General features: G+C 62.8%; 17 protein-coding genes. 1 reads left to right on the plus strand and 16 read right to left on the minus strand.

The window, feature by feature from the left end; genetic code table 11:
* Position 1: 1 nt before the first annotated feature.
* The 16 genes from hisS to trmJ all read right to left on the minus strand — a co-directional run bounded on the left by hisS (position 2) and on the right by trmJ (position 13,169).
* Complete coding sequence (hisS, locus tag ACF8SD_RS06255) at positions 2-1,291, minus strand: histidine--tRNA ligase (RefSeq protein ID WP_392484094.1); 1,290 nt, start codon at positions 1,289-1,291, stop codon at positions 2-4.
* Positions 1,292-1,316: 25 nt separating this feature from the next.
* On the minus strand, positions 1,317-2,426 hold the full coding sequence (ispG, locus tag ACF8SD_RS06260) for a flavodoxin-dependent (E)-4-hydroxy-3-methylbut-2-enyl-diphosphate synthase (RefSeq protein WP_173887655.1): 1,110 nt from the start codon (positions 2,424-2,426) through the stop codon (positions 1,317-1,319).
* A gap of 3 nt (positions 2,427-2,429) precedes the next feature.
* Positions 2,430-3,458 carry a RodZ domain-containing protein gene (locus ACF8SD_RS06265; RefSeq protein WP_392484095.1) on the minus strand — a complete coding sequence of 343 codons (1,029 nt, stop codon included), beginning with the start codon at positions 3,456-3,458 and terminating at the stop codon, positions 2,430-2,432.
* Positions 3,455-4,216, minus strand: a complete 762-nt coding sequence (gene pilW / locus ACF8SD_RS06270) for a type IV pilus biogenesis/stability protein PilW (protein WP_173887653.1) — start codon at positions 4,214-4,216, stop codon at positions 3,455-3,457. Before pilW ends, ACF8SD_RS06265 begins: the two co-directional genes overlap by 4 nt.
* Positions 4,217-4,230: 14 nt before the next feature.
* The gene (gene rlmN / locus ACF8SD_RS06275) at positions 4,231-5,376 is read right to left on the minus strand and encodes a 23S rRNA (adenine(2503)-C(2))-methyltransferase RlmN (RefSeq protein WP_009682035.1); all 1,146 of its coding nucleotides are present in this window, start codon (positions 5,374-5,376) and stop codon (positions 4,231-4,233) included.
* Between the two features lie 28 nt (positions 5,377-5,404).
* A complete protein-coding gene (gene ndk, locus ACF8SD_RS06280) occupies positions 5,405-5,830 on the minus strand; it encodes a nucleoside-diphosphate kinase (protein ID WP_009682036.1) in 426 nt (141 codons plus the stop codon).
* 88 nt (positions 5,831-5,918) lie between these two features.
* On the minus strand, positions 5,919-6,119 hold the full coding sequence (gene iscX / locus ACF8SD_RS06285; RefSeq protein ID WP_392484096.1) for a Fe-S cluster assembly protein IscX: 201 nt from the start codon (positions 6,117-6,119) through the stop codon (positions 5,919-5,921).
* 10 nt (positions 6,120-6,129) lie between these two features.
* Complete coding sequence (gene fdx / locus ACF8SD_RS06290; protein WP_392484097.1) at positions 6,130-6,471, minus strand: ISC system 2Fe-2S type ferredoxin; 342 nt, start codon at positions 6,469-6,471, stop codon at positions 6,130-6,132.
* Between the two features lie 3 nt (positions 6,472-6,474).
* Positions 6,475-8,337 carry a Fe-S protein assembly chaperone HscA gene (gene hscA / locus ACF8SD_RS06295; RefSeq protein ID WP_173887651.1) on the minus strand — a complete coding sequence of 621 codons (1,863 nt, stop codon included), beginning with the start codon at positions 8,335-8,337 and terminating at the stop codon, positions 6,475-6,477.
* 42 nt (positions 8,338-8,379) lie between these two features.
* On the minus strand, positions 8,380-8,901 hold the full coding sequence (gene hscB / locus ACF8SD_RS06300; protein ID WP_392484098.1) for a co-chaperone HscB: 522 nt from the start codon (positions 8,899-8,901) through the stop codon (positions 8,380-8,382).
* Positions 8,902-8,909: 8 nt separating this feature from the next.
* Positions 8,910-9,233 carry an iron-sulfur cluster assembly protein IscA gene (iscA, locus tag ACF8SD_RS06305; RefSeq protein ID WP_003248536.1) on the minus strand — a complete coding sequence of 108 codons (324 nt, stop codon included), beginning with the start codon at positions 9,231-9,233 and terminating at the stop codon, positions 8,910-8,912.
* A 28-nt stretch (positions 9,234-9,261) separates the two neighbouring features.
* Complete coding sequence (iscU, locus tag ACF8SD_RS06310) at positions 9,262-9,648, minus strand: Fe-S cluster assembly scaffold IscU (protein ID WP_003248539.1); 387 nt, start codon at positions 9,646-9,648, stop codon at positions 9,262-9,264.
* A 46-nt stretch (positions 9,649-9,694) separates the two neighbouring features.
* Positions 9,695-10,909, minus strand: a complete 1,215-nt coding sequence (locus ACF8SD_RS06315; RefSeq protein ID WP_173887650.1) for an IscS subfamily cysteine desulfurase — start codon at positions 10,907-10,909, stop codon at positions 9,695-9,697.
* Positions 10,910-10,954: 45 nt separating this feature from the next.
* Positions 10,955-11,446: a Fe-S cluster assembly transcriptional regulator IscR gene (gene iscR / locus ACF8SD_RS06320; protein WP_008092572.1), complete on the minus strand. Its 492-nt coding sequence runs from the start codon at positions 11,444-11,446 to the stop codon at positions 10,955-10,957.
* Positions 11,447-11,624: 178 nt separating this feature from the next.
* Positions 11,625-12,410: a serine O-acetyltransferase gene (cysE, locus tag ACF8SD_RS06325; RefSeq protein WP_009682043.1), complete on the minus strand. Its 786-nt coding sequence runs from the start codon at positions 12,408-12,410 to the stop codon at positions 11,625-11,627.
* Positions 12,411-12,413: 3 nt separating this feature from the next.
* Positions 12,414-13,169 (minus strand): tRNA (cytosine(32)/uridine(32)-2'-O)-methyltransferase TrmJ, encoded by a 756-nt coding sequence (gene trmJ, locus ACF8SD_RS06330; protein WP_173887649.1) that lies wholly within the window; start codon positions 13,167-13,169, stop codon positions 12,414-12,416.
* A gap of 151 nt (positions 13,170-13,320) precedes the next feature.
* Between trmJ and suhB the strand changes: the two genes are divergently transcribed.
* Positions 13,321-14,139 (plus strand): inositol-phosphate phosphatase, encoded by an 819-nt coding sequence (suhB, locus tag ACF8SD_RS06335; protein WP_173887648.1) that lies wholly within the window; start codon positions 13,321-13,323, stop codon positions 14,137-14,139.
* Positions 14,140-14,505 lie beyond the last annotated feature (366 nt).

A 14,505-nucleotide genomic window follows, 5' to 3' on the forward strand; every position in this document is an offset into this window, starting at 1 on the left:
GTTACGCCTGCGTGATCGCGGTTTCCAGGTGCTCGGCAAGAGCATCCCAGGCAATGTTCTGTTGCTCACCCTGGCCACGCAGGGGCTTCAAGCCGATGACTTGCTTGGCCAGTTCGTCGTCACCCAGAATCAGGGCGAACAGCGCACCGCTTTTGTCGGCCTTCTTGAACTGGCTCTTGAAACTGCCGCCGCCGGCGTTGACGGCCAGGCGCAAGGCCGGCAAACGGTCGCGCAAACCTTCGGAAAGGCGTAGCCCGGCCAGCTCGGCCTGCTCGCCAAAGGCACACAGGTAGACGTCGACAGTACGGCTGATGGACTCCGGCACCTTGCCCAGGGTTTCCAGCAGCAGGATCAGGCGCTCGATACCCATGGCGAAACCAACGCCGGTGGTCGGCTTGCCGCCCATCTGCTCGACCAGGCCGTCGTAGCGGCCACCGGCACACACGGTGCCCTGGGCGCCAAGCTTGTCGGTCACCCACTCGAACACGGTCTTGCTGTAATAGTCCAGGCCACGCACCAGCTTGGTGTTGATCACGAACGGAATGCCGGCGGCCTGCAGGCGAGCCTTGAGGCCCTTGAAGTGCACGCGTGAAGGTTCGTCCAGATAGTCTTCCAGCTTGGGCGCCCCAACCAGCACCGCCTGGGTGTTCTGGTCCTTGCTGTCGAGGATGCGCAGCGGGTTGCTTTTCAGGCGGCGCTGGCTGTCTTCATCCAGCTGTTCCAGGCGTGCGGACAGGAACTCGACCAGCGCATCACGGTAGCGGGCGCGGGCCTCGCTGGTGCCGAGGCTGTTGAGTTCGAGCTTTACCGCGTCCTGAATGCCCAACAGGCCCCACAGGCGCCAGGTCAGCATGATCAGCTCGGCGTCGATGTCCGGGCCGTCGAGGTTGAACACTTCCACGCCAATCTGGTGGAACTGCCGGTAACGGCCCTTCTGCGGGCGCTCGTGGCGGAACATCTGGCCGATGTACCACAGCTTCTGCACCTGGCCGTTACCGGTAATGCCGTGCTCGAGCACGGCACGCACGCAGGCGGCGGTGCCTTCAGGGCGCAAGGTCAGCGAGTCGCCATTGCGGTCCTCGAAGGTGTACATCTCTTTTTCGACGATATCGGTCACTTCGCCGATCGAGCGCTTGAACAGCTCGGTGAACTCGACGATCGGCGTGCGGATCTGGCTGTACCCGTAGGTGTCCAGCAGGCCGGCGACGGTGCCTTCGAAGTAGCGCCACAGCGGCGACTGTTCTGGCAGGATGTCGTTCATGCCACGAATGGCTTGCAGCGATTTGCTCACGAAAAGTCCTTACGAATTCTGTGTGTCAGCCACGGACGATCAGCGCCGCGTCGGCTTCGGCCTTCTCGGCCGCTTTCTGGCGGATGAGTTTTTCCAGCTCATCGACCAGGTTGTCGTTGGTCAGTTTCTGCGCCGGCTTGCCGTCGATGTAGATCAGGTTCGGCGTACCGCCAGTCAGGCCGACATGGGCTTCCTTGGCTTCACCCGGGCCGTTGACCACGCAACCGATCACTGCCACGTCCAGCGGTACCAGCAGGTCTTCCAGGCGCCCTTCCAGCTCGTTCATGGTCTTGACCACATCGAAGTTCTGCCGCGAGCAGCTCGGGCAGGCGATGAAGTTGATGCCGCGCGAGCGCAGGTGCAGCGACTTGAGGATGTCGTAGCCGACCTTCACTTCTTCGACCGGGTCGGCCGCCAGCGAGATGCGAATGGTATCGCCAATGCCTTCGGCCAGCAGCATACCGAGGCCGACGGCGGATTTCACCGTGCCTGAACGCAGGCCACCGGCTTCGGTGATGCCCAGGTGCAGCGGCTGCACGATCTGCTTGGCCAACAGGCGGTAGGCCTCAACGGCCATGAACACGTCGGAGGCCTTGACGCTGACCTTGAAGTCCTGGAAGTCGAGGCGGTCGAGGTGCTCGACATGGCGCAGGGCCGACTCGACCAGCGCGGCCGGGGTAGGCTCGCCGTACTTCTTCTGCAGGTCTTTTTCCAGCGAACCGGCGTTGACCCCGATACGGATCGGGATGCCGCGGTCGCGAGCAGCGTCGACCACTGCGCGTACGCGGTCTTCGCGGCCGATGTTGCCCGGGTTGATACGCAGGCAATCGACACCCAGTTCGGCCACCCGCAGGGCGATCTTGTAGTCGAAATGGATATCGGCTACCAGCGGGACGCTCACCTGTTGCTTGATCTTGCCGAAGGCTTCGGCGGCGTCCATGTCTGGTACCGATACCCGCACAATGTCGACGCCGGCATCGACCAGGCGCTGGATTTGCGCCACGGTGGCGGCCACATCGTTGGTGTCGGTGTTGGTCATGCTCTGCACCGCGATGGGGGCATCACCACCCACCGGCACATTGCCGACCCAGATTTTGCGGGATTCGCGACGTTTGATCGGAGATTCGCCGTGCATGACTTACTGTCCCAACTTCAGGCGAGCAGTCTCGCCACTGGTGAACGGGGCAACATCGACGGTCTGGCCGTTGTAGCTGACCTGGGCGCCCCGGGCGAAGCCCAGGCGTACCGCGAACGGCGGCTTGCCGGTCAGTTCGAGGTTGTCCCCTTTGCGCTTGATGGCGCTGAACAGCACCTTGCCGTTGCCGTCGGAAACCTGGGTCCAGCAATCGGCGGTGAACTGAATGGCGACCTTGCCGCTACCGGGCGGCGCTGGCGCAGGCTCACTGGCGGCGACCGCCGCGGCAGGGGCCGCAGGCGTGGCGGTGGCCGGCGCGGCCGTAGCGGGAGATACCGGGGCCACCGGGGTGCTGGCGGCTGCCTGCACTGGCGCCTGCTGGGCGGTTGCCGCCGCAGCGGCTGGCGCCGTGGCTGTACCGGCCGCCGGCTGCTCGCCAGCTGCAGCGGGTTGTTCGCCCGTGCCCTGCGCCAGCGGCAGCGGTGCAGTCTCAGCCTGCTGGCCGGCAGTAACGGCCTGGTCTTCAGGCTCATCGAGCGGGTGGATCTGGGTGGTGCCGTCGGCGCTTTCGACTTCCACATGCTCCAGGGCCATCTTGGCCAGGTCCTTGCCACGCAGGCTGCCCTGGTCCTGCCACCAGACGAAACCGCCACCGACCACGGCGAGCAGCAACAGCAGGCTGACGCCGCGCAGGATATTGTGCGACAGGCGCGATGGCTCTTCGATGCGGCCCAGCGAATGCACGTCGCTGCCCTTGGCGTGGGTACCGGTGTAGCGGTCGAAGGCATCGACCAGCGCAGCCTGGTCCAGGTCCAGTAGCTTGGCGTAGGCACGTATGTAGCCACGGGCAAATGTATGCCCGGGCAGCTTGTCGAAGGCGCCGGTTTCCACGTGGTTCAGCGAACTGACAGTGAGGTTTAGCTTGCGGGCCACCTCGGCTTGCGACCAGTCCCGTTTCTCACGGGCCAGGCGCAAAAGCTCACCGGGGTTCTGGCCAGGCGCTACTGCTACTTCGGGATGCGCGGCGTTCATCGTTGCTCCGACAGGTATTGCTGATATTCCGGCGTACCGGGATAAAGTCGTTGTAATTGCTGGCCCGTTTCGGCCAGTGCGCCCTGCTCGTCGAATACCCTGGCAAGGCGGCTGCCCAGCAGCAGGCTACGGGCATCGTGCGCGCTCAGCTCGCTGAAACGATCGTAGTAGTCCCGGGCCGGCACATAATGCCTGTTTTCGTAGGACAACTCAGCCATTTCCAGCAACGCCCTGGGTTGCCGCTGGTTGAGCTGCAATGCTTTCACCAGGTAGGCCTGCGCCTGCTCGCGGCGCTCGAGCCTCAAGGCAGTCAGGCCAAGGTTCTCGTACACGCGCGAGCGCTCAGGATACAGGGTATCGGCACTGGCCAGGCGAAACATCTGCTCGGCCTCGGCAAATCGCCCCTGAGCATAAAGGAAACTGCCGTAGTTGTTGCGAATTCGCGTATTGCCGCCGCTGCTTTGCAGGGCCTTGCGAAAGTGTGTTTCGGCCAGCGCCGGCTCACCTTCGGCCTGGAACACCAGGGCCAGGGCCGCGTGCGCATCGGCATCGCTGCTGTCCAGGGCCAGGGCCTTGCCCAGTGGCGCCTTGGCCTGTTCGGTCAAACCCTGTTGCAAATAACCCAGCCCAAGCTGCACGTAGGCCCGCCCCGCTTCGACCCTGCCCTGGCGGCTGCCCAGCGGGTCGCTCGCGCCGCCCGACACGCAGCCGGCCAGCAGCGAAAGCGCAAGGATCGACAGCGCGGCGCGCAGGCTCATGGGCAAGGTCCCGGTCAGTGGCTGGCGGCGCTGTCTTGCAGCTCGACATCCGCAGACAGTTGGCGCACAGCGATATAGCGCTCACTGCGGCGCGTGCGGTCGTTGACCTGCCCCACCAACTGGCCGCAGGCAGCGTCGATGTCGTCGCCACGGGTAGTACGGGTGGTCACGTTGAAACCACCGTGGTGCAGCAGGTCCTGGAAACGACGAATGGCATTGTTGCTAGGCCGCTCATAGCCCGAGTGCGGGAACGGGTTGAACGGGATCAGGTTGATCTTGCACGGCACGTCGCGCAGCAGCTCGATCATTTGCGCGGCATGCTCTGGCTGGTCGTTGACGTCCTTGAGCAGGGTGTACTCGATGGTCAGCACGCGCTTGCCGCCCAGGGTGGCCATGTAGCCCATGCACGATTCCAGCAGCATTTTCAGCGGGTACTTCTTGTTGATCGGCACCAGCTTGTTGCGCAGTTCGTCGTTAGGGGCGTGCAGCGACAGTGCCAGCGACACGTCGATGTGCTTGGCCAGTTCGTCGATCATTGGCACCACGCCCGAGGTGGACAAGGTGACACGACGCTTGGAAATGCCGTAGCCGAGGTCATCCATCATGATTTTCATGGCGGCGATGACGTTGTCGAAGTTCAGCAGAGGCTCGCCCATGCCCATCATCACCACGTTGGTAATGGCGCGGTCGATTTTGGCAGGGACGGTCCCGAAGGATTTGTTGGCAAGCCACACCTGGCCGATCACTTCGGCGGCGGTGAGGTTGCTGTTGAAGCCTTGCTTGCCGGTGGAGCAGAAGCTGCAGTCCAGGGCACAGCCGGCTTGCGACGATACGCACAGGGTGCCGCGGTCGTCGGTAGGAATGTAGACGGTTTCGACGCAGCTGCCGGAGGCAACGCGGATCACCCACTTGCGGGTGCCGTCGGCGGAAATGTCTTCACTGACCACTTCCGGGGGGCGAATTTCGGCAACGGCCTCGAGCTTCTCGCGCAAGGCCTTGCCAACGTTGGTCATGGCCGCAAAATCGGACACGCCAAAATGGTGAATCCATTTCATCACCTGGCCGGCGCGGAAGCGCTTCTCCCCGATAGAGTCGAAGAATTGTTCCATTTCCGGCTGGGTCAGGCCCAACAGGTTGATTTTGCCAGTAGATGTCGTCATGGATTCACCCTCACCCGTAAGCTTTCGCTTAGCGAGTGGTTACCTCGGTAGCAGCGAAGAAGTAAGCGATTTCGCGAGCAGCAGCAGCTTCGGAGTCCGAACCGTGAACGGCGTTGGCGTCGATGGACTCGGCGAAGTCGGCGCGGATGGTGCCAGGAGCAGCTTCTTTAGGGTTGGTAGCGCCCATCAGCTCACGGTTCTTGGCGATGGCGTTTTCGCCTTCCAGGACCTGAACAACGACCGGACCGGAAGTCATGAAGGCAACCAGGTCACCGAAGAAGCCGCGCTCGCTGTGCTCAGCGTAGAAGCCTTCGGCTTCGGCTTTGGACAGTTGCTTGATTTTCGAGGCAACGATTTTCAGGCCGGCTTCTTCGAAACGGGTGGTGATCTTGCCGATGACGTTTTTGGCAACGGCGTCAGGCTTGATGATCGAGAAGGTACGTTGAACAGCCATGGAAAACTCCAGAATATGAGTGTTACGAAAAATTAAACCCGCGAATTATACGCGGGTTCGAGGGGATTGCCTAACCTGCACGCAACGCTTAGTCGGCTTCGTCAATCCAGGCGGCCTGGATTGCCTCAAGCACTTTCTCACCGCCGCGTGACGGATCGTCGCTGAACTCTGGCAATGCCAGCACCCAGCGGTGCAGGTCGACGAAATTCACATATGTAGGATCGACGTCCGGCTTGCTTTCTGCAAGCTGGAAGGCGATTTCAAGTACATCAACCCATTTCAGACTCATGTACAGGCCCTCAGTGCGGTGCTTCGGCAGCGTGGTTCAGCGAATACTTGGGGATCTCGATGGTCAGGTCCTGGTCGGCGACCACCACCTGGCAACCCAGGCGCGACTGCGCCTCCAGGCCCCAGGCCTTGTCCAGCATGTCCTCTTCCAGTTCATCGGCTTCTTCGAGCGAATCGAAACCTTTGCGAACAATACAGTGGCAGGTGGTACAAGCCTTGACGCCGCCACAGGCGCTCTCCATCTCGATGTGATGGTCGTGGGCCAGCTCCAGGATGTTGGTCCCGACTGGTACATCCACGGTCAGGCCTTCAGGGCAGAACTTCTCATGCGGCAGGAAGGTTACCAGCGGCATCGATTACTCCTCGATCTCATTCAGGTTGCGCCCGGCCAGTGCGGCTTTGACCGTCGAATCAAGGCGACGGGCGGCAAATGCGTCGGTCACCTGCGACAGACGCTTGGTCTGTTGCTCGATGGCTGCGCCATCGGTGCCCGCCAGCAAATCACGTAGTTCTTGCATCTGGAATTCGATGGCGTCGCGCTCGTCACTGCTGAGCAAGCGTTCGCCGTCGGCGTCCAGGGCGCCCTGCACCGCTTCGAGCAGGCGCTCGGCGTCCACCTGGTGCTCGCGCAACTGGCGGGCGTGCTTGTCGGAACCGGCGTGTTCGAACGAGTCCTTGAGCATGCGGGCGATTTCGCCGTCGGTCAGGCCGTAGGACGGCTTGACCTGGATGCTGGCTTCCACGCCCGAACCCAGCTCGCGCGCGGCGACGCTGAGCAGGCCGTCGGCATCCACCTGGAAGGTAACGCGGATTTTTGCCGAGCCGGCGACCATGGCCGGAATGCCACGCAGCTCGAAGCGCGCCAGCGAGCGGCAGTCGCTGATCAGTTCACGCTCGCCTTGCAGCACGTGGATCATCATGGCCGTCTGGCCGTCTTTGTAAGTGGTGAACTCCTGGGCACGCGCCACCGGGATGGTGGTGTTGCGCGGGATCACCTTCTCCATCAGCCCGCCCATGGTTTCGAGGCCAAGCGACAGCGGAATGACATCGAGCAGCAGCAGTTCGCCACCTTCGCGGCGGTTGCCGGCCAGGGTGTCAGCCTGAATCGCGGCGCCGATGGCCACCACCTGGTCCGGGTCGATCGAGGTTAGCGGCGTACGGCCAAACAGCGCACCCACCGCATCGCGCACACGCGGCACACGGGTTGAGCCACCGACCATGACCACGGCACTGACTTCGTCCATTTCAACGCCGCTGTCGCGCACCGCGCGGCGGCACGCCTTGAGGCTGCGGGCGATCATCGGCTCGATCATGGCGTCGAAGGCAACGCGGCTCAGCTCACCTTGCCAGGCGCCATGGCTGACATTGACGACGTCGGCGTCAGTCAGGGCCTCTTTGGCCGCGCAGGCAGTCTGCAGCAGTGCGCGCTGGGTGGCCGGGTCCAGGTCGGAGGAGAGACCGGCCTGCTCGATGATCCAGCCGGCGATGGCATGGTCGAAATCGTCGCCGCCCAGGGCGGTGTCGCCGCCGGTGGCCAGCACTTCGAACACACCGGCAGTCAGGCGCAGGATGGAAATGTCAAAGGTACCGCCGCCCAGGTCATAGATGGCCACCACGCCTTCGGCGTTCTGGTCCAGGCCGTAGGCCACGGCAGCGGCGGTCGGCTCATTGAGCAGGCGCAGCACGTTCAGGCCTGCCAGGCGTGCAGCGTCTTTGGTCGCCTGGCGCTGAGCGTCGTCGAAATAGGCTGGCACGGTGATCACCGCGCCTACCAGCTCGCCACCCAGGGTCGCTTCGGCCCGTTCACGCAGCACCTTGAGGATGTCTGCGGACACTTCGACCGGGCTTTTCGGGCCCTGCACGGTATCGATGAACGGCATGTGCGACTCACCGCCGACAAAACGGTAAGGCAGCTGCTCGCCCAACTGCTTGACGTCGGCAACGCCGCGCCCCATCAGGCGCTTGACCGACAGCACGGTGTTCAGCGGGTCGCTGGAAGCGGCCTCACGCGCGGCCTGCCCCACCTCGATACGCCCGTCGAGGTAGCGTACCGCGGACGGCAGAATGACGTTACCCTGCGCATCGGGCAGGGGCTCGCTGCGGCCGCTGCGCAATGCGGCGACCATGGAGTTGGTGGTACCCAGGTCAATGCCCACCGCCAGGCGACGCTGATGCGGTTGGGGGGTTTGACCGGGTTCGGCAATCTGCAGTAGGGCCATGCTTATCTGAGTACCTTAGGTGCCATCACGGGCGACACCGGGTTAATCGTCGAGGCGCTCTTCCAGTTGGCGCACTTCTTGGGCGAGCTTGTCGAGGAACTGCATGCGGCGCATCAGGCGTTCAGCCTTGTCGCGCTCGGCGGGAACGTCCCAGCAGACAGCAAAATCCTCGTTCAGCGAGTCCTGGGCGGCCTTCAAGCGCTTCTTGAATGCCGCTACGCCGTCCAGGTCGGCTTCGTCCTGCAGCTCTTCCAGCTCTTCGCGCCACTGCATCTGCTGCAACAGGAAGTCCGGGTCGTGGACCGTGACTTCCTGTGGCACTTCATGACCGCTGATGGCCAGCAGATAGCGGGCACGACGCGGCGCACTGCGCAGCGTCTGGTAGGCGTCGTTGAGGGCTGCGGACTTTTCCAGCGCGACCCGCTGCTCTCGCTCGGAAGCGTCGGCAAAACGGTCGGGATGGACTTCGCGGGCCAGCTCGCGGTAGCGAGTGGCCAGCTTGTCGAGATCCAGGCGGAAGCTTGGCTGGAGGTCAAACAATGCGTAGTGACAAGGAGTACCCACAGCCGGCCTCAAACGTTGAAGCTTTCGCCGCAGCCACACTCACCGCGCACGTTGGGGTTGTTGAACTTGAAGCCTTCGTTCAACCCTTCCTTGACGAAGTCCAGCTCGGTGCCGTCGAGGTACACCAGGCTCTTGGGATCGATGATCACCTTGACGCCGTGGTTTTCGAACACCTGGTCTTCGTCGGCCAGCTCGTCAACGAACTCCAGCACGTAGGCCAGGCCCGAGCAACCGGTGGTGCGCACGCCCAGGCGAATGCCCTCACCTTTGCCGCGCCCATCGAGGGAGCGGCGAATGTGGTTGGCGGCGGCTTCTGTCATGCTGATAGCCATCAGGACTCCTTACCTCGCAACAGGCGACTTAGATCAAGCCTTTCTTCTGCTTGTAATCGCGCACAGCTGCCTTGATGGCATCTTCGGCGAGTACCGAGCAGTGGATCTTGACCGGCGGCAACGCCAGTTCTTCTGCCAGCTGGGTGTTCTTGATGGTTTCGGCTTCGTCCAGGGTCTTGCCCTTCATCCACTCGGTGGCGAGGGAGCTGGAAGCGATGGCCGAACCGCAACCGTAGGTCTTGAACTTGGCGTCTTCGATCACGCCCTGCTCGTTGACCTTGATTTGCAGGCGCATCACGTCGCCACACGCAGGGGCGCCGACCATGCCGGTACCGACATCCGGGTCTTCGGCATTCATCTTGCCGACGTTGCGTGGGTTTTCGTAGTGGTCGATGACCTTTTCACTGTATGCCATGGTGCAATTCCTTCCTCATCAGGGAGCCGCTCTTGCCGGCGACTGCTTAGTGGGCGGCCCACTCGATCTTGGAGATGTCAACGCCGTCTTTGTACATATCCCACAGCGGCGACAGTTCACGCAGTTTGTTGACGGCCTCGCAGACTTTCTGCGCGGCGTAGTCGACTTCTTCTTCGGTGGTGAAGCGGCCGAAGGAGAAGCGGATCGAGCTGTGCGCCAGCTCGTCGTTGCGGCCCAGAGCGCGCAGTACATACGACGGCTCGAGCGACGCGGAGGTGCACGCCGAACCGGACGATACGGCGATGTCCTTCAGCGACATCAGCAGCGATTCGCCTTCGACGTAGTTGAAGCTCAGGTTCAGGTTGTGCGGAACGCGGGCAGTCTGGCTACCGTTGACGTACAGCTCTTCAAGGCTGGAGACCTGCTTGAAGAAGCGGTCGCTCAGAGCCTTGATGCGCACGTTTTCGGCGGCCATTTCCTGCTTGGCGATGGCGAATGCTTCGCCCATGCCGACGATCTGGTGGGTCGGCAGGGTGCCCGAACGCATGCCCCGCTCATGACCACCACCGTGGATGATGGCTTCCAGACGTACACGCGGCTTGCGGCTGACGTACAGCGCGCCGATGCCTTTCGGGCCGTAGGCTTTGTGCGCCGAGAACGACATCAGGTCGACCTTCAGCTTCTGCACGTCGATTTCCACCTTGCCGGCCGACTGGGCGGCATCGACATGGAACAGCACGCCACGCGCACGGGTCAGCTCACCGATGGCGGCGATGTCGTTGATCGAGCCAACTTCGTTGTTCACGTGCATCAGCGACACCAGAATAGTGTCGTCACGCAGCACGGTCTCGACCATGGCCGGGGTGACGATACCGTCTTCGCCCGGCTCCAGGTAGGTGACTTCGAAACCTTCACGCTCCAGCTGGCGAGCGGTATCCAGCACCGCCTTGTGCTCGATCTTGGAGGTGATGATGTGCTTGCCCTTGGTCTGATAGAAGTGCGCCACGCCCTTGAGGGCGAGGTTGTCGGACTCGGTGGCACCGCTGGTCCAGACGATCTCGCGCGGGTCGGCGTTGATCAGCTCGGCAACCTGGCGGCGGCCGTTCTCGACCGCTTCTTCGGCCTTCCAACCGAACACGTGGGAGCGCGAAGCCGGGTTACCGAAGTTCCCGTCAACCAGCAGGCATTCGGCCATTTTCTGGGCGACGCGTGGGTCAACCGGCGTGGTCGCGGAGTAATCGAGGTAGATCGGCAACTTCATTTGTCTCTCCTATCAGGCGGTGGCGTCGCTCGTCGTGGCTAAGGGTCAATCGACGGCGGACGTCTCAATCTTGTCCAGCTGGGCGGTTCGGCCTGCGACACGACGCAAGTCCTGGCGCTGGGCGACTTCCTGCACCTCACGGCGCATGACGAGGTCGGCCAGGCTGATGCCGCTGAGGAATTCATGGATCTGCTGGCTGAGGTCGCACCACAGGTGGTGAGTCAGGCAGGTATCACCGGCATGGCAGTCCCCGAGGCCCTGGCAACGGGTGGCATCGACCGATTCGTTGACCGCGTCGATGACCTGTGCCACCTGGATGGTTTCCATACCGCGCGACAGCTGATAGCCGCCACCGGGGCCGCGCACACTGGAGACCAGGCTGCTACGGCGCAGCTTGGCGAACAGCTGCTCCAGATAAGAGAGGGAAATGCCCTGGCGCTCGGAAATATCGGCCAAAGACACCGGCCCATGCTGCGCGTGCAACGCCAGGTCGAGCATGGCAGTCACGGCGTATCGGCCTTTGGTAGTCAGTCGCATGGCTATTGGGTACCACGGGAGTTTCGGGATGTGTGCAAGTATGCGATTCCCGAGCATTTAAGTCAACTATTAGACCTACTGCTTTAGTCGGGTTTGCATCTGGGAGGCGGCGCGATTGTAGCAGACGAGGGGCGTGAGCACACGCCCCGTATGTCAACCTCGGTGCGCCGCGGCGCAATCAATGCGGCTGAGTGTCGCGCCTGACGGCCTGGGCCGCTTCGGTGAAGTCATCCTCGGGCAGGGCCGGCAGCTCTTTGGCGCAGTAGTCACTGCCCATTTTCGTCAACGCGCCGCACATACCCTCCAGCCGCTCGTCGACGGCCTGCAGATGGTCGAGCATCTGGCCAATGGCGCGCGCCACCGGGTCGGGCATGTCGCCACTGACACCGTAAGCGTCGAAGCCGATCTTCTCGGCCATGGCCTTGCGCTTGGCCTCCACTTCGCTGTCTTCGCGCTTGACGATGATGCGCCCGGGGATGCCCACTGCCGTGGCACCGGCCGGGACCGCCTTGGTCACCACCGCATTGGAGCCGATCTTGGCCCCCGCACCCACGGTGAACGGGCCCAGCACCTTGGCCCCCGCCCCTACCACCACGCCGTTTTCCAAGGTGGGGTGACGCTTGCCTTTGTTCCAGCTGGTACCGCCCAGCGTAACGCCTTGGTACAGGGTGACGTCATCGCCGATTTCGGCGGTTTCGCCGATGACGATGCCCATGCCGTGGTCGATGAAGAAACGCCGGCCGATGGTGGCACCGGGGTGAATCTCGATACCGGTGAGCCAGCGGCCAAAGTTCGAGACCAGTCGCGCCAGCCACTTGAAGTCGCGCCGCCACAAGGCATTACCCAGGCGGTGTAGCCAGATGGCATGCATGCCCGGGTAGCAGGTGAGCACCTCGAAGGCATTGCGCGCAGCCGGGTCACGGTGGAATACGCTTTGAATATCTTCACGCAGGCGTTCAAACATCTTTCAGTCCTTCCGTTTATGCGGCTCGCCCCGGACCACTTTCTGGGTCTCGGTGAGGATGCCGCGCAAAATGCTCATTTCCGAACGCTCGACCGCCACCCGCCCGTACAGCCGGCGCAGGCGCGGCATCAGGTGCTTGGGCTTTGCAGGGTCGAGGAAGCCGATGCCTACCAGGGTTTTCTCCAGGTGGTCGTAGAACAGCTCCATTTCGTCCATGGTCGCCAGCTCGCTGGCATCCACCTTCTCGACCTGGGCCGGTGCCACACCGGCGGCCAACCAGGCCATGCGCACCTCATAGGCGAGCACTTGCACGGCGGCAGCCAGGTTCAGCGAGCTGAAGTCGGGGTTGGAGGGAATGTGCACGTGGAAGTGACATCGCTGCAGTTCTTCGTTGGTCAGGCCGGCGTGTTCGCGCCCGAACACCAGGGCGATTTCTTCGCCACCATTGGCATGCACCACCGCCTTTTCGCCACATTCACGCGGGCCGATCAACGGCCAGGGAATGCTGCGCTCGCGGGCGCTGGTGCCCATCACCAGGTTGCAGCCGACCAGAGCCTGTTCGAGGCTGTCGACCACCTGGGCATTGTCCAGCACATCGTCGGCACCAGAGGCGCGGGCACTGGCATCCACGGCGGGGAACTCTTTCGGCTGCACCAGCACCAGACGCGACAAGCCCATGTTTTTCATGGCACGCGCAGCGCCGCCGATGTTGCCGGGGTGGCTGGTATTGACCAGAACAACACGAATATTTTGCAGCAAGGTGTTGTGCTCACAGATGCAGGAATCAGGGGCTTGGATCTTACAGAACCGACAGACGTAACGCCACGAAAGCAAATGTGCCCCTTCTGCCGCCACAGTTTTCTGCTAGAATGATCGGCTTTCTTCTTTAACATCTCCAGGTGACCCGCCCATGCAGCCTATGCTGAATATCGCCCTGCGCGCCGCTCGCAGCGCCAGTGAACTGATTTTCCGCTCCATCGAACGCCTGGATAGCATCAAGGTCGATGAGAAAGAGGCCAAGGACTACGTTTCCGAAGTCGATCGCGCCGCCGAGCAGACCATCGTCAACGCCCTGCGCAAGGCCTACCCGAACCACTCCATCCAGGGTGAAGAAACCGGCCTGCACGCCGGCACCGGTGAAGAGGGCAAGGATTACCTGTGGATCATCGACCCGCTGGACGGCACCACCAACTTCCTGCGTGGCATCCCGCACTTCGCTGTCAGCATCGCCTGCAAGTACCGTGGCCGCCTTGAGCACGCCGTGATCGTCGACCCGGTTCGCCAGGAAGAATTCACCGCCAGCCGTGGCCGTGGCGCCCAACTCAATGGCCGCCGCCTGCGTGTCAGCTCGCGCACCAGCCTGGAAGGCGCCCTGCTGGGTACCGGCTTCCCGTTCCGCGACAGCCAGATGGCCGACCTCGACAACTACCTGGGCATGTTCCGCGCCTTGACCGGCCAAACTGCCGGCATCCGCCGCGCTGGCGCTGCCAGCCTGGACCTGGCCTACGTTGCTGCCGGCCGCTTCGACGCCTTCTGGGAATCGGGGCTGTCCGAGTGGGACATGGCCGCCGGCGTGCTGCTGATTCAGGAAGCCGGTGGCCTGGTGAGCGACTTCAACGGTGGCCACGACTTCCTCGACAAAGGCCACATCGTTGCGGGCAACATCAAGTGCTTCAAGGCCGTGCTGACCACTATCCAGCCACACCTGCCAGAAAGCCTGAAGCGCTAAGCGCGGATTGCCGACAAACAAAAAGCACCCCTCGGGGTGCTTTTTTTGTGCCTGTGTCCACCCAACCAGGGCCTACTACCCCTGTAGGAGCGGCTTTAGCCGCGAAGGGGCCGGGCCTGCTGGCGAGATTTCCTGGGCATTCATCGTTGCCGCCACTGCCGCATTCGCGGCTAAAGCCGCACCTCATGGGGCAGTGGTGGGCGCTTATCTGCGGGGCAGCAACGCCCGATGTAGGAGCGGGTTCACCCGCGAAGGGGCCGGGCCTGCTGGCGAGATGCTGGGCATTCACCGTTGCCACCACTGCCGCATTCGCGGCTAAAGCCGCACCTCATAGGGCAGTGGTGGGCGCTTATCTGCGGGGCAGCA

The organism is Pseudomonas sp. CJQ_9 (assembly GCF_043106615.1).
Lineage (GTDB): Bacteria > Pseudomonadota > Gammaproteobacteria > Pseudomonadales > Pseudomonadaceae > Aquipseudomonas > Aquipseudomonas juntendi.

Coding starts and splice junctions, on each gene's coding strand:
- ispG (WP_173887655.1), bottom strand. CDS start 2,426: ATGCACGGCGAATCTCCGATCAAACGTCGCGAATCCCGCAAAATCTGG.
- ACF8SD_RS06265 (WP_392484095.1), bottom strand. CDS start 3,458: ATGAACGCCGCGCATCCCGAAGTAGCAGTAGCGCCTGGCCAGAACCCC.
- pilW (WP_173887653.1), bottom strand. CDS start 4,216: ATGAGCCTGCGCGCCGCGCTGTCGATCCTTGCGCTTTCGCTGCTGGCC.
- rlmN (WP_009682035.1), bottom strand. CDS start 5,376: ATGACGACATCTACTGGCAAAATCAACCTGTTGGGCCTGACCCAGCCG.
- ndk (WP_009682036.1), bottom strand. CDS start 5,830: ATGGCTGTTCAACGTACCTTCTCGATCATCAAGCCTGACGCCGTTGCC.
- iscX (WP_392484096.1), bottom strand. CDS start 6,119: ATGAGTCTGAAATGGGTTGATGTACTTGAAATCGCCTTCCAGCTTGCA.
- fdx (WP_392484097.1), bottom strand. CDS start 6,471: ATGCCGCTGGTAACCTTCCTGCCGCATGAGAAGTTCTGCCCTGAAGGC.
- hscA (WP_173887651.1), bottom strand. CDS start 8,337: ATGGCCCTACTGCAGATTGCCGAACCCGGTCAAACCCCCCAACCGCAT.
- iscA (WP_003248536.1), bottom strand. CDS start 9,233: ATGGCTATCAGCATGACAGAAGCCGCCGCCAACCACATTCGCCGCTCC.
- iscU (WP_003248539.1), bottom strand. CDS start 9,648: ATGGCATACAGTGAAAAGGTCATCGACCACTACGAAAACCCACGCAAC.
- ACF8SD_RS06315 (WP_173887650.1), bottom strand. CDS start 10,909: ATGAAGTTGCCGATCTACCTCGATTACTCCGCGACCACGCCGGTTGAC.
- iscR (WP_008092572.1), bottom strand. CDS start 11,446: ATGCGACTGACTACCAAAGGCCGATACGCCGTGACTGCCATGCTCGAC.
- cysE (WP_009682043.1), bottom strand. CDS start 12,410: ATGTTTGAACGCCTGCGTGAAGATATTCAAAGCGTATTCCACCGTGAC.
- suhB (WP_173887648.1), top strand. CDS start 13,321: ATGCAGCCTATGCTGAATATCGCCCTGCGCGCCGCTCGCAGCGCCAGT.